This window comes from Bacteroides intestinalis DSM 17393 (assembly GCF_000172175.1).
Taxonomy (GTDB): domain Bacteria; phylum Bacteroidota; class Bacteroidia; order Bacteroidales; family Bacteroidaceae; genus Bacteroides; species Bacteroides intestinalis.
The window spans coordinates 1378148-1392418 of the sequence record NZ_ABJL02000008.1; the positions used below are offsets into that span (position 1 = coordinate 1378148).

General features: G+C 44.4%; 10 protein-coding genes. 4 read left to right on the forward strand and 6 right to left on the reverse strand.

Annotated features, from left to right (window positions below):
* The 3 genes from BACINT_RS14835 to BACINT_RS14845 are packed head-to-tail and all read right to left on the reverse strand — an operon-like array spanning position 1 to position 2158.
* Entirely contained in the window at positions 1 to 486 is a 486-nt protein-coding gene (locus BACINT_RS14835; RefSeq protein WP_007664444.1) for an outer membrane beta-barrel protein, read from the reverse strand.
* Positions 487 to 488: 2 nt separating this feature from the next.
* Positions 489 to 728 (reverse strand): hypothetical protein, encoded by a 240-nt coding sequence (locus tag BACINT_RS14840; protein WP_007664445.1) that lies wholly within the window; start codon positions 726 to 728, stop codon positions 489 to 491.
* Positions 728 to 2158: a carbon starvation CstA family protein gene (locus tag BACINT_RS14845; RefSeq protein ID WP_007664446.1), complete on the reverse strand. Its 1431-nt coding sequence runs from the start codon at positions 2156 to 2158 to the stop codon at positions 728 to 730. The genes BACINT_RS14840 and BACINT_RS14845 overlap by 1 nt, the downstream gene beginning before the upstream one ends.
* 140 nt (positions 2159 to 2298) lie before the next feature.
* On the opposite strand from BACINT_RS14845, the gene BACINT_RS14850 reads away from it, so the two are divergent.
* Entirely contained in the window at positions 2299 to 3786 is a 1488-nt protein-coding gene (locus tag BACINT_RS14850; protein ID WP_007664447.1) for a glycoside hydrolase family 10 protein, read from the forward strand.
* On the opposite strand, the gene BACINT_RS14855 is transcribed toward BACINT_RS14850, so the two are convergent.
* Positions 3783 to 4985: a hypothetical protein gene (locus tag BACINT_RS14855; protein ID WP_007664448.1), complete on the reverse strand. Its 1203-nt coding sequence runs from the start codon at positions 4983 to 4985 to the stop codon at positions 3783 to 3785. The genes BACINT_RS14850 and BACINT_RS14855 overlap by 4 nt on opposite strands.
* A gap of 162 nt (positions 4986 to 5147) precedes the next feature.
* Between BACINT_RS14855 and BACINT_RS14860 the strand changes: the two genes are divergently transcribed.
* From BACINT_RS14860 to BACINT_RS14870, 3 genes are all read left to right on the forward strand, one after another.
* A complete protein-coding gene (locus tag BACINT_RS14860; protein ID WP_007664449.1) occupies positions 5148 to 6326 on the forward strand; it encodes an ATP-binding protein in 1179 nt (392 codons plus the stop codon).
* 33 nt (positions 6327 to 6359) lie between these two features.
* On the forward strand, positions 6360 to 9917 hold the full coding sequence (gene nifJ / locus BACINT_RS14865) for a pyruvate:ferredoxin (flavodoxin) oxidoreductase (protein WP_007664450.1): 3558 nt from the start codon (positions 6360 to 6362) through the stop codon (positions 9915 to 9917).
* A gap of 108 nt (positions 9918 to 10025) precedes the next feature.
* Complete coding sequence (locus BACINT_RS14870; protein ID WP_007664451.1) at positions 10026 to 10214, forward strand: hypothetical protein; 189 nt, start codon at positions 10026 to 10028, stop codon at positions 10212 to 10214.
* Between the two features lie 34 nt (positions 10215 to 10248).
* Here the strand turns inward: BACINT_RS14870 and BACINT_RS14875 are convergent, their stop codons facing one another.
* Both BACINT_RS14875 and BACINT_RS14880 read right to left on the reverse strand, forming a co-directional pair.
* On the reverse strand, positions 10249 to 11136 hold the full coding sequence (locus BACINT_RS14875; RefSeq protein WP_007664452.1) for a PfkB family carbohydrate kinase: 888 nt from the start codon (positions 11134 to 11136) through the stop codon (positions 10249 to 10251).
* Between the two features lie 67 nt (positions 11137 to 11203).
* Positions 11204 to 13972, reverse strand: coding sequence for a substrate-binding domain-containing protein (locus BACINT_RS14880; protein WP_081450321.1), 2769 nt, complete (start codon positions 13970 to 13972; stop codon positions 11204 to 11206).
* Positions 13973 to 14271: the final 299 nt, after the last annotated feature.

A 14271-nucleotide genomic window follows, 5' to 3' on the forward strand; every position in this document is an offset into this window, starting at 1 on the left:
TTAGAAATAGAAGCCGAAACCTACCTTCAGGCCAAATACAGAACGGTCACTATTTACGTTCCAGTACACAGCCGGCTCAAGCGTCACCGTCCTTGTCAAAAAGAAAGCATAGCCAGCCTCCGCTCCAAAAGAAAACTTGGTATCATCACTTGTACCCCAATCCCAACGGTCCACATTGACATCAGCACCCAGATATATACCAATATTACTGAAATAATAACGACCACCTACACCGAGAGTATAGACATCCGTATCCGAACCACCATTGTTCCAGGCAGCCCCTGCATGTACCAACAACGCCACATTATCCAACAAGAATGCACCACCCTTGGCTTCGATGCCAAAAGAGGTCTTATCCGTATCCGTATTATGCGACAAACCTAACCCGGAAATTGACGGATTTACAATCCACTTTCCTTTTTCAAACTGTGCCTGGGCAGCCACTGTGGCCACAAGCAGACAAACGAATAATACTAATTTTTTCATTGTTACTTATAGTTTTTGGTGTTATTATACTTTTCATCTTCTTCTTTACGTTTCCGCTGCAATTCTTCCTTTTTGCGCAGAACCAGCCAAAGGATAAACACAATGACATAGGACGCTGCAACCGTGACGTATTTCTCCGTATCACTGATGACAGTGTTACGTGGCAGGAAATAGGCTGCCGTAGCACTCACATAAATAAGCAGGGCAATTGTAATACTTGTAGATTTTTTGAATTTCTTCATTACCAAAGTTTTTTAGTCGTTTTGAAATACCAGATATTGAACCAGAATGCGGCTACCACCACAGAAAGAATAGCAATAGTAAGCGCCATCTGAGGTCCTAATCCAAAACCTTCGGGGGCTATGCAGATATAGGTCGTGCAAACAGCCGTCATGAATATAGCCGGGAAATAAGTTACATAAAAGTAATGCCCCTTCTTCTCACGCACCAGATAAACGGTTATCGCCCAAAGAGTGAAAACAGAAAGCGTCTGGTTGGTCCATGCGAAGTAACGCCAAATCATATCAAAACCTTCTTTGTCACGCAGACTGTAAAGCAACAAACCAATAGCAACGAGGAACATCGGAATGCATATATATAAACGGCGTCGCATGGTCTTTTGTTCCATTCCAAGAAAGTCAGCCACAATGAGACGGGCAGAACGGAAAGCAGTGTCACCACTGGTGATAGGTGCAGCAATCACCCCCAATATGGCAAGGAAACCTCCCACCACGCCAAGCCAGTCTTTAGTGATGGCATCCACCACTACAGCCGCATTATTTTCGCCCATTCCATTTTCATGGAAGAAGTAAGTGGCAGCAGCAGCCCATATCAAAGCAACGATGCCTTCGGTAATCATAGCACCATAGAACACAGGCCGGCCATGACGTTCACTCGTCATACAACGGGCCATCAACGGGCTTTGTGTTGCATGGAAGCCACTGATAGCGCCACAAGCTATACTTACAAACATAATCGGGAAAATAGGTAATTCGGTAGCATTCGGATTCGTATTTTGCAATCCGTCCCAGAACTCCGGCAAAACAGGGTGTTTCACGTAGAGCATCACCAATATACCCACAGCCATAAAGAGCAGTGCAACAGCAAACAGTGGATAAATCTTACCGATTATCTTATCGACCGGCAACAGAGTCGCAAAAATATAATAGATAAATACAACCACTATCCAGAACGTTACATCCAGCGACTCCGGCGTAAGCTTTGCCAACAGCCCGGCAGGACCGGCTACAAACACAGCCCCCACCAATATCATCAGAAGTACGGTAAAACCACGCATCACTTGCTTGGTAGTCGTACCCAGATATCGACCGATGATTTCCGGCAAACTTTCACCGCCATTACGCAAAGAAAGCATACCCGCCAAATAATCGTGTACAGCACCGGCAAAGATACTGCCAAACACAATCCACAAATAAGATGACACCCCGAATTTAGCCCCCATAATAGCGCCGAAGATGGGTCCTAAACCGGCAATATTAAGAAACTGTATCATGAATATTTTCCAGGTGGGCAAAGGAATATAGTCCACCCCGTCGGTCTTGGTCAGGGCAGGTGTTTTACGATCGTCAGGGCCAAAAATGCGTTCAATGAAACGCCCGTAAAGAAAATAGCCCACTATCAATGCCAGTAAGCAAAGTGTAAATGTAATCATGGTGCGTTGTTATTCATTACTTTTAATGCACGCAAATGTAACAGTTTCTTGGGAAACTGCACAACTTTCTCGAGTGTTTTACTTATCTTCGCCGCGAAAAATGACAGAAATAAAGAAGTAAAAGAGAATCCAGCCCTATCATGAAACAGTTACTGCTCGCCATCGTATTTAGCATATTAGCTTTGCCCCTCACTGCACAATCCATCGGTGAGACGACAAATCGTCCTCCCAAGTACGAAGTACGTGCCGCCTGGATTACCGCTGTCTATGGTTTGGATTGGCCACGTACCCGTGCCACCACGCCCGAAAGTATCCGGAAACAAAAGGCAGAACTTATCGAAATACTGGACCGACTGAAAGATGCGAACTTCAACACCGTACTCTTCCAGACACGGACACGCGGTGATGTACTCTATCGCTCTAAAATAGAACCTTTCAATTCTATACTAACCGGGAAAACAGGTGGCGACCCGGGATATGACCCACTGGCTTTTGCCGTAGAGGAATGTCATAAACGCGGTATGGAATGCCATGCCTGGATGGTAGCCATTCCATTGGGTAACCGCAAACATGTTGCCAATCTGGGTAATACCTCTGTCACCAAACAGAAATCCGCCATTTGTGTACCTTACAAGCGGGAATATTTCCTCAATCCCGGAAATCCGCAAACCAAAGAATATCTGATGAGTCTTGTACGTGAGGTTGTGGAAAAATATGACGTAGATGGCGTCCATTTCGATTATCTGCGTTATCCGGAGAATGCTCTCCGTTTTCCCGACACCTACGATTTCCGGAAGTACGGTAAAGGACGCGACCTTTCCCAATGGCGCAGGGATAATATCACAGAAATCGTCCGTCATCTCTATAAAGGTGTAAAAGCTCTGAAACCCTGGGTAAAGGTCAGTACCTGCCCCGTAGGTAAATACCGTGACACTTCCCGCTATCCTTCTCGCGGCTGGAATGCTTTCCATACCGTCTATCAGGATGCACAAGGTTGGCTGGGCGAAGGGATACAAGATCAGATATATCCCATGATTTATTTCCGTGGTAATCACTTCTACCCTTTTGCCCTCGATTGGCAGGAACAAAGTAACGGACGACAGATTATTCCAGGACTGGGCATTTATTTCCTTGACCCCAGCGAAGGCAATTGGACCTTGGACGAAGTGGAACGTCAAATGTACTTTATCCGCAAACATAAACTGGCAGGCCAGGCTCATTATCGTGTAAAATATCTGATGGATAACACTCAGGGATTGTATGATGCATTGGAAGAAGATTTCTATACCGCTCCTGCCTTGCAGCCTGCCATGCCATGGATAGACAACGTGCCACCTACAACTCCCGGCAATTTAATCGTTACCCAGCAGTGCGACGGTTACATACACTTGAGCTGGCTTCCCGCCACGGACAATGATAAACGCAATGTGCCGACTTATGTCATCTATGGTTCGGATACTTATCCCGTAGATACCTCTAACCCGGAAAATATCATAGCCCAGCGTGTACAGGAAACAGAATATACATATGCCCCCATCCGTCTGTGGACGGCAAAGAAATACTTTGCCGTTACAGCTGTAGATCGTTGTGGAAATGAGAGCGAAGCATGCAAACAGGTCTTACACTAATCATTCGTATCATTCACCCTACTCTTATAACATAGAACATAGGCGCGATATCGGCTCTTCGGTGTTACCGGAACTAACGGAAGGTAACCGGAGACTAAACGTCCGTTTTCTATAACAACAGGATACTGCTCCATCGCCTGCTTGTGCTCTTCCTGCAAGGCATCGTTCGTTGGATAGTAATCAATATTAAAATTACCGACCGTACCCGGAGCTACAAAATTCTCGCGAAACAGATGTGCCGCCACTCCCATATTCATACGCACGTTAATTTCCACACAAGGATGAATACGGTAACTCTGCGTTTCCTCATCACGACAAATCATCATGTCTACACCCAGATAACCCGTATAAGATTCTCCAAATACAACGGTTAATAACTCCTGCAACCTTTCGTGTACCTGCACCAAAGTTACCAATGGTACGTATTCAGTTATCCAGTTTTCCACCCATTCAGGTGTTACCAGTAGATTACCAAGATAGGCTCCTTTTTCATTGGTCAGGAAAAGAGAATAACCGGTAAAAAGTACCCTGCCATGTCCATCAGAATAAAATTCAAGAGCAAAATCTTCTATTTTATTATATACAGGTTGCCCGATTACCCCCTCTTGTTCATCCAAAACATGCTGGCACCAACCAGCAATAGAATCGGTAAATATACCTCTACACCAGTTCAGTCCTTTACCACTACTTGACCAAGGCGCCTTCAACACTGTACGTTTATACTTCTCTACAAATTCCTGACAAGCAGGGAGGTCATTCAAATAGTTGGCCAAACCACAACAATTCTCAATGCCATGCAAGCCGTCAAGCACTACCATAGCCAACTCTCGAGAAGAAAAGGCACGAAGTCTTTTTAATTCCTCCAACGTAGGAAGTTTGTGTTTTGCAATTCCCCCTTTCAACATGCGTTTACGAAAAGCAAGATTCCAACCCCATGGTATAATCTGAGATTCGGCATAATCAGGCAGTTCAGGTTCGGTAACCAACTGTACGGAAAGGGGAAACATACGCTTCATTATTTGCAGATAATCTGCATTATAAGCTGATGGAGCGAGTACGGCACTGCCAGGCTGGGCATACCAGATGGGTAATAAAGCAAGGTCCTGAGCCATTCGGCGAGCAGAAGCGGGAGCTATATAATTTTCTTCATTGTTAGCAAGCGCCATGTCTGTGTCTGGGTTAAATACGTAGAGTTTCATACAATTACAGTTCTTTATTATTTAAGGCCGCAAAATTACAGAGAAAAACAAGGCAAAACAAATATATAAACTTCACTAACAAAAAAGATATTTTGCCATCTCTACTTTGCAATTCTACAAAAAAGGCGTATATTTGTCGCCCGATAAACCGAATTTAACAGCATGGAAGCATTCTACCGCACACACGCCTATCTTGTTGAGCATACCAATGCCCCTGTTCGCCGTGACCTCATGGATGAGATCAACTGGAACGACCGCCTTATCGGTATTAAAGGAACGCGTGGTGTCGGTAAAACCACGTTCTTGTTGCAATACGCTAAAGAGAAATTCGGCACTGACCGTTCCTGTCTCTTTATCAATATGAACAATTTCTATTTTTCCAACTTCAGTATCGTTGATTTCGCTTACGAATTTCAACGTCGCGGCGGAAAAGTATTATTGATAGACCAAGTGTTTAAACACCCTGACTGGAGCAGAGAACTGAGAATGTGCTACGATCGTTTCCCGAACCTCAAAATCGTATTCACCGGTTCGTCCGTAATGCGACTGAAAGAGGAAAATCTGGAATTGCGTGACATTGTGAAGAGCTATAATCTGCGTGGCTTCTCTTTCCGTGAGTATCTGAACCTGCAGACCGGCATGAAGTTCCGTGCTTACACACTGGAAGAGATTTTGAGCAATCACGAACAGATTGCCAAAGGTATCCTTTCGAAAGTGCGCCCGTTAGATTACCTGCAGGATTATCTGCACCACGGTTTTTATCCGTTCTTTCTGGAAAAACGCAATTTCTCGGAAAATCTACTGAAGACCATGAATATGATGGTGGAAGTGGATATCCTGCTCATTAAACAGATTGAACTGAAATATCTTTCAAAAATTAAGAAATTGCTCTATATGCTGGCAGTAGACGGTCCGAAAGCCCCGAACGTAAGCCAGCTGGCAAACGATATACAGACATCCCGCGCTACGGTAATGAACTACATCAAATATCTGGCAGATGCACGTCTTATCAATATGGTATATCCGAAGGGAGAAGAATTCCCTAAGAAACCATCAAAGATCATGATGCACAACTCCAACCTGATGTACTCCATCTATCCCGTGAAAGTGGAAGAACTGGATGTACTGGACACTTTCTTCGCAAATTCCTTGTGGAAAGATCACAAGGTGAACAAAGGCGACAAAAATATGTCGTTCCTGGTGGACGATGTGATGCCTTTCAAGATTTGTCCGGAAGGAATGAAGATTAAGAACAATCCCGGCGTCACCTACGCCCTGCACAAAGCAGAAATAGGAAGAGGGAATCAGATTCCACTCTGGATGTTCGGCTTTTTATATTGAGATTTATTCACTTAATAATAATTCAATTTAGTTATGACTAAACAGAAGAAATTCATTACTTGTGATGGTAACCAGGCTGCTGCGCATATCTCGTATATGTTCTCTGAAGTAGCTGCTATCTATCCCATCACTCCCTCTTCTACGATGGCTGAGTACGTAGACGAATGGGCTGCCGCAGGACGCAAAAACATCTTCGGCGAAACAGTATTGGTACAGGAAATGCAATCAGAAGCCGGTGCTGCCGGAGCCGTTCACGGTTCATTGCAAGCCGGTGCGTTGACTTCAACGTACACTGCATCTCAAGGTCTGTTGCTGATGATCCCGAATATGTACAAGATTGCCGGTGAATTCCTGCCTTGCGTATTCCACGTATCAGCTCGTACACTGGCTTCTCACGCTCTGTGTATCTTCGGTGACCACCAAGACGTTATGTCAACCCGTATGACCGGTTTTGCTATGCTGGCCGAAGGTTCTGTACAGGAAGTTATGGACCTCTCCGGTGTTGCTCACTTGTCAACTATCAAAGCTCGTGTACCGTTTGTTAATTTCTTCGACGGCTTCCGTACTTCTCATGAAATCCAGAAGATCGAGATGTTGGAAAACGATGATCTCGCTCCCCTGATTGACCAGGAAGCTTTGGCTGAATTCCGTGCTCGCGCATTGAATCCGATGAATCCGGTTGCCCGTGGTATGGCTGAAAACCCCGACCATTTCTTCCAGCACCGTGAATCATGCAACAACTACTACGAAGCAGTTCCTGCTATTGTAGAAGAATACATGAATGAAATTTCTAAAATCACAGGACGTAAATACGGCTTGTTCGATTACTATGGTGCCGAAGACGCAGAACGCGTTATCATCGCTATGGGTTCTGTAACTGAAGCTGCCCGCGAAGCTATCGACCACTTGGTAGCTAATGGCGAAAAGGTAGGTATGGTTGCCGTACACTTGTATCGTCCGTTCTCTGCTAAGCACTTCCTGGCTGCTGTGCCTAAGACTGCTAAGACTATTGCAGTTCTTGACCGTACAAAGGAACCGGGTGCTAACGGCGAACCGTTGTACCTCGATGTAAAAGACTGCTATTATGGTACTGCTAATGCTCCGGTAATCGTAGGCGGTCGTTACGGTTTGGGTTCTAAGGACACTACTCCTGCTCAGATCATTGCCGTATTCAAGAATCTGGCTATGCCGATGCCGAAGAACCACTTTACTATCGGTATCGTAGACGACGTAACCTTCACTTCACTTCCTCAGGAAGAAGAAATCGCATTGGGTGGCGAAGGCATGTTCGAAGCTAAATTCTACGGACTGGGCGCTGACGGTACAGTAGGTGCTAACAAGAACTCTGTAAAAATCATCGGTGACAACACTGATAAACACTGCCAAGCTTACTTCTCTTATGACTCTAAGAAGTCAGGTGGTTTCACTTGTTCTCACTTGCGTTTCGGTGATACTCCGATCCGCTCTACATACTTGGTAAACACTCCGAACTTTGTGGCTTGCCACGTTCAGGCTTACCTGCACATGTACGATGTAACCCGCGGTTTGCGTAAGAATGGTACATTCCTTCTGAACACAATCTGGGAAGGCGAAGAACTGGCTAAGAATCTGCCTACCCGCGTGAAGAAGTATTTCGCTAAAAACAATATCTCTGTATACTATATCAATGCAACTCAGATTGCACAAGAAATCGGTTTGGGCAACCGTACCAATACAATCCTGCAATCTGCATTCTTCCGTATCACAGGCGTAATTCCTGTTGACCTGGCTGTAGAACAGATGAAGAAATTCATCCAGAAGTCTTACGGTAAGAAGGGTGAAGATATCGTAAACAAGAACTATGCTGCCGTTGACCGTGGTGGTGAATACAAACAATTGACTGTTGATCCTGCTTGGGTTAACTTGGCTGACGACGCTAAGGCTGAAAACAACGATCCTGCATTCATCAACGAAGTAGTTCGTCCGATCAATGCACAGGATGGTGACTTGTTGCCGGTATCTGCATTCAAAGGCATCGAAGACGGTACTTGGTATCAAGGTACAGCTAAATACGAAAAACGTGGTGTAGCTGCTTTCGTACCCGAATGGAATGCTGAAAACTGTATCCAGTGTAACAAGTGTGCATACGTTTGTCCTCACGCTTCTATCCGTCCGTTCGTTCTGGATGCTGAAGAGCAGAAAGGTGCAAACTTCGAGATGCTGAAAGCGGTAGGTAAAGTATTCGATGGTATGACATTCCGTATCCAGGTTGACGTTCTCGACTGTCTGGGTTGCGGTAACTGTGCCGACATCTGTCCGGGTAATCCGAAGAAGGGTGGCAAGGCTTTGACTATGAAACATCTGGAAAGCCAGTTGAACCAAGTTCCTAACTGGGATTACTGCGCTGAAAAGGTAGCAAGCAAGCAACATTTGGTTGACGTTAAAGCTAACGTAAAGAACTCTCAGTTCGCTACTCCGTTGTTTGAATTCTCAGGTGCTTGCTCTGGTTGTGGTGAAACTCCGTATGTGAAGTTGATCACTCAGTTATTCGGTGACCGCGAAATGGTAGCTAATGCAACAGGATGTTCTTCTATCTACTCCGGTTCAGTTCCTTCTACTCCTTATACTAAGAATGAAAAGGGTCAAGGTCCTGCTTGGGCAAACTCTTTGTTCGAAGACTTCTGTGAATTCGGTTTGGGTATGGAACTCGCTAACGAAAAGATGCGTGACCGTATTGTGAAACTGTTCAACCAGATCCTTGAAGGCGAAAATGCTCCTGCTGAAGTTAAGGAAGTATTGAAAGCATGGATTGAAAACATGTACGATGCAGACAAGACTAAAGAACTTGCACCTCAGATCGAGGCTATCATCGAGCAAGGCATCGCTGCCGGCTGCCCGATTAGCAAGGAACTGAAAGGCTTGACTCAATATTTGGTAAAACGCAGCCAGTGGATCATCGGTGGTGACGGTGCTTCTTACGATATCGGTTACGGTGGTCTCGACCATGTAATCGCCAGCGGTAAGGACGTTAACATCCTGGTTCTGGATACTGAGGTTTACTCTAACACAGGTGGTCAATCTTCTAAGGCTACTCCGGTGGGTGCTATCGCTAAGTTTGCTGCTGCCGGTAAGCGTGTACGCAAGAAAGACCTCGGTCTGATGGCTACTACTTACGGTTACGTTTACGTAGCTCAGATTGCTATGGGTGCTGACCAGGCTCAGACTTTGAAGGCAATCCGTGAAGCTGAAGCTTATCCCGGACCGTCACTCATCATCGCTTACGCTCCGTGTATCAACCACGGTTTGAAGGCAGGTATGGGTAAAAGCCAGGCTGAGGAAGAAAAGGCTGTTAAGTGTGGTTACTGGCACTTGTGGCGTTACAATCCGGCTTTGGAAGCTGAAGGCAAGAACCCGTTCCAGTTGGATAGCAAAGAACCCGATTGGGCTGGATTCCAGGACTTCCTGAAGAGTGAGGTTCGTTACTCTTCTGTAATGAAACAATATCCTTCAGAAGCTGCCGAACTGTTCCAAGCAGCTGAAGACAATGCTAAGTGGCGTTATAACAGCTACAAGCGTCTGTCTAAAGAAAACTGGGGTGCTGATGCCGAATAATTTCGATAATTATTGAAATAGGGAATAATAGACTCTGAAAAATGAAGGCTGCACCCGTGAACCGGATGTAGCCTTTATTTGTTTTTAAATTAATAAACAACAAACATTATGATTGGATTTATTATTTGGATTATTGGCTTGATACTTGCAATCAAGGCCGTATTGGAAATTATGAAATGGAAGGTAGATGGAGTGAAAAAACTATTAGTCGCCATCCTTGTTTTGCTCACTAGCTGGATCGGACTGATCTTTTATTATTTCTGGGGAAGAGATAATCTGCCACAGATGTTGAAATAGACAAGTCTATCTGTATATAAAAGAAAATGCCGTATTAAATTACGGCATTTTCTTTTTTTATTATGCTATGAACTTCTTCTTCCGTTCCACCGAACGGACCATAGCTCTGCAACTTTACAGAACACATGGCAGCGGCAAAGCAACCGGCTTCCTGATAGGATGCTCCTCTTTTACGCATATATAGATAGCCTGCCATATATGTATCTCCACAGCCTGTGGCATCAGCTACATTTTCTACCGGATAGGCAGGTATTTCATAGAATCGCTTATCAACATAGATGAGTGAACCTTTATCTCCCAAGGTAAGCAAGACTTCCTTCACTCCCCATTCTGCCAATTTCACAGCAGCATCATAAGGATCCGTGCACTGCGTAAGTACCTCCATTTCATGTTCATTCGCTTTCAGAATATGGATATACTTCAAGGCTTCTTCTTTTTCAAGCCAGTCCACCGCCAATACTTCTTCATTCTGTACTTCGCGCAAATAACCCTGTACATCAAGAGACAATAGCCCTTTCCCGGCAAGATGTTTAATGACATCTAATGAAAAATCATCCGCCAATAGACTGCCCAGATGATAAATCCGGGAATCTACATCCTGCAAACCTTCAATTGTGAAAGGATCAGCCTTAGCTGTGACCCGCTGCTTTCTTTCATTAGTGTCTTCTCCATAAATATTCTCAAAGCAAATGGAATGAGTGCTGGGAAGTACTTTCACTTCAATGCCGTCTCTTCTCAAATCATTCACCACCGACATCTCGCTATCAGCCAAAGCAGTAACAAGTTGGAATCCTTCAGTATTCAGGTGTTTAATGGCATGCGCAAAATAGAAAGAGGTTCCTCCAGGCATGTGCACTGTTTTCTGCGGAGTAACTACTTTATCCAAAGTAATATATCCAATGCAACAAAGATCGTATTTCATAAAATATTCAATTCCTTTTTGATATTGCAAAAGTAGGCAATTATTATCATTTCTTACCCCTGTTATACTATAAATTCTTCCGCTTCAAGAAATCCGTCGGACTTTCGCCAAATTGTTCTTTATAACACTTTGTGAAATAAGAAGGAGAAGAAAAACCTACTTCATAGGCAATTTCCGCAACTGTCATCTCGGAAGAAGCCAACAAGGAAGTTGCCTTCTTAAGACGTGCCTGGCGCAGCAATTCATTGGGAGCATAATTCGTAAGCGATTTCAATTTACGATAAAGCTGTACACGACTCAGCCCCATATCTTTGCCTAAGTCTTCCACATTCAGTTCCGGATCTCTCATTTTCTCCTCCACCAGAGATTTAAAGCGGGAAACGAAATCTTTATCGATATCACATATATTCTCTTTTGCCAATGTCTGATTATCACCGAAGAACTGCCGAAGCTGGCGACGGGAGTCTATCAGGTTCCGGATACGGGACAATAACAATTGGGAATTAAAAGGCTTAGATATATAAGAGTCTGCACCGCCATTATATCCCTGTATGCGTTGTTCATCAAGCGAACAAGCCGTAAGAAGGATAACGGGGACATGACAAGTCTGCAACTCTGTCTTCAGTCTCCGGCAACACTCTACCCCGTCCATACCGGGCATCATAACATCGGACACAATCACATCGGGAACATATTTCATTGCAAGACGAATTCCCGTAGCAGCTTCCGGTGCATCCAACACATGATATTCTTCGGCAAGCAATGTTTTCACATAATTGCGGATGTCAGCATTATCATCGATAACCAGAACTGCCGGGCGATCCGCATCTCTCGTTTCTTCCTCACCCATAGGAAAATCGGTTTCGACTAATGTGGTAGAAACTTCTGCTTCTTCACTTGGAAGAGTAACCACCGTCGGGTGATACTGAGAAACACTCTGCGCCGGAAAAAGAACAGTAAAAGTCGCTCCTTTTTCATCACTATGGGCAGTGATCTGACCGCCATGCATCTCAACAAAAGCACGAACAAGTGCCAAACCAATCCCTGTGCCAGCCTGATGCCCGTCTATCTGATAAAAACGTTCAAAGATAGCGTCAACTTCTTTGGGAGAAATATGGCTACCGGAATTAAATACTGAAAAGCGGAAATTAGTAGCTTCTGCTTCCAATCGAACTATAATCTTTCCATTCTCGGGTGTATACTTCACAGCATTGGATAACAAATTGAAGTAGATACGCTCCATTTTCTCACTATCTGCCATCATACGGAAATCCATATCAGGGGTAACCTCAAAAAAGAAGGATATATGCTTTTTCAACAACGCCATGCGGAAAGAATCGTTCCAGCCACGAAAACTGCTCAAAAGATCGAACGGCTCCAGATGGAGTTCCATTCGTCCGTTCTCCACTTTACGGAAATCAAGGATTTGATTAACAAGACGAAGGAGAATATTGACATTCTTCTTCATCAGTTCCAGTAACTGATGTGGACGTTCTCCAAGAGATTTATCGGCAAGAAGTTGATTAACAGGATCTGCAATCAACGTCAATGGGGTGCGAAAATCATGTGAGACATTGGTAAAAAAGACCAGTTTGGCATGAGTTGCCTCTTCCAATTCACGGGAAAGTTGTTCCAATTGTTCTTTCTGCTGAATGAGCTGTTCTTTCTGTTGTGTCAGTTGCAGTTTCTGTTCTTCCAACTTCTCCTTCTGACGAGACAGTTTCCGGTTCAAGCGATTTTTAGTACGCAAAGACAGATACACGGCAACCAATAAGCCTACTACCAATAAAAGTACCAACAGACTACCATATAGCACAACTTGCTGCGTAGCATAACGGTCGAAGAACTGACTCATCTTCCCGTTCATGGTTTCTATTTTCTCATCAAGAGTAGCTATATGTGAGGTCTGCATCTGCATAATCTGGGCATTGGTAGCATCTACGACAGAAGTTCCCAATACAGTCTCACGAGGATAATCACGTTTATTCAGAATGTCCATTGCAATCTGTATCACACGGTCACCACCTGTAGGATAAATAAACGTGGCATCCAATTGCCCGTTCAACACCTGCTCCACACCATATCCTTCACCAGGCAAAGCATCCGTACCAATAAAACGCATTTCTTCCGCCCTGCCCTGTTGTTTAGCAACGGCATAAGCACCTGCAGCCATACGGTCATTCTGGGCATACACCACATCTATTTCCGGAAAACGCTTCAAAAGAGTGTCCATCCTTTCTCCCGCTTCCGAACGTAACCAACCGGCATCTTCACGAGCCAGAAGTTGAATACCGGGATAAGGAGATATCGCAGAAACAAATCCTTGATGGCGATCCATGGCAGACGTAGAGCCGGTCAACCCAGCAATCTCTACAATATTACCCCGCCCATGAAGCATATTGGCTACATAATTACCTATAGCTTTTCCCAACTCATAATTATCCGCACCTATATAAGCAGTATATTTATCAGAAAGTATCTTCCGGTCGAAGACTATGACAGGAATCCCACGATCAAATGCTTCCTCTACCACCGGAGTAATGGGAGCAGCTTCATTGGGGGCAACAACAAGCAAGTCTACCCCTTCCTGAATGAAATGGCGAATATCTTCTATCTGTTGTGCATTATCGTCTTTCACGGTGCGGATATCCACTTCCACTCCATCATAAAAAAGTGCCTCGCGCAGCATTTCATTGTTCATCTGATGCCGCCATTCATCGTCACTGCATTGGGAAACGCCGATACGGAAATGCACGTCGCGATGCGTACACGAAGCAGTCAGCCAAAAGAGGGAGAGCATTGGAATAAGCAACAATTGGAAAGTATATCTTCTCATCTTTTCTGGTATTAGTAACGCAAATATAAAAATATTATCATAGGAATCTTTACCTGTTTCTTAAAAAAAGCTCCACTCTACTAAATTATAACATGAATGCCTGTTGCGGAATTAAAGAGTAAATAAGCTTGTGTTCATACTATTAAATACCTTCAAGACATAAAGCAAGGATACCTTAATAGGGCAATAGGAGAAATTAGTATCTCTGCCTACGGAGGCTAATGCTCTCCACCATGGAGAACATTACGTCCCCTTATAAGGGGACAAATTAACCTTCGTTATCTTAGTCTTTAACCCTT

Excerpts from the sequence above, each read along its gene's own strand:
- BACINT_RS14835 (WP_007664444.1), bottom strand. The coding sequence starts at position 486 with ATGAAAAAATTAGTATTATTCGTTTGTCTGCTTGTGGCCACAGTGGCT.
- BACINT_RS14850 (WP_007664447.1), top strand. The coding sequence starts at position 2,299 with ATGAAACAGTTACTGCTCGCCATCGTATTTAGCATATTAGCTTTGCCC.
- BACINT_RS14845 (WP_007664446.1), bottom strand. The coding sequence starts at position 2,158 with ATGATTACATTTACACTTTGCTTACTGGCATTGATAGTGGGCTATTTT.
- BACINT_RS14840 (WP_007664445.1), bottom strand. The coding sequence starts at position 728 with ATGAAGAAATTCAAAAAATCTACAAGTATTACAATTGCCCTGCTTATT.
- BACINT_RS14875 (WP_007664452.1), bottom strand. The coding sequence starts at position 11,136 with ATGAAATACGATCTTTGTTGCATTGGATATATTACTTTGGATAAAGTA.
- BACINT_RS14855 (WP_007664448.1), bottom strand. The coding sequence starts at position 4,985 with ATGAAACTCTACGTATTTAACCCAGACACAGACATGGCGCTTGCTAAC.
- BACINT_RS14860 (WP_007664449.1), top strand. The coding sequence starts at position 5,148 with ATGGAAGCATTCTACCGCACACACGCCTATCTTGTTGAGCATACCAAT.
- BACINT_RS14880 (WP_081450321.1), bottom strand. The coding sequence starts at position 13,972 with ATGAGAAGATATACTTTCCAATTGTTGCTTATTCCAATGCTCTCCCTC.
- nifJ (WP_007664450.1), top strand. The coding sequence starts at position 6,360 with ATGACTAAACAGAAGAAATTCATTACTTGTGATGGTAACCAGGCTGCT.
- BACINT_RS14870 (WP_007664451.1), top strand. The coding sequence starts at position 10,026 with ATGATTGGATTTATTATTTGGATTATTGGCTTGATACTTGCAATCAAG.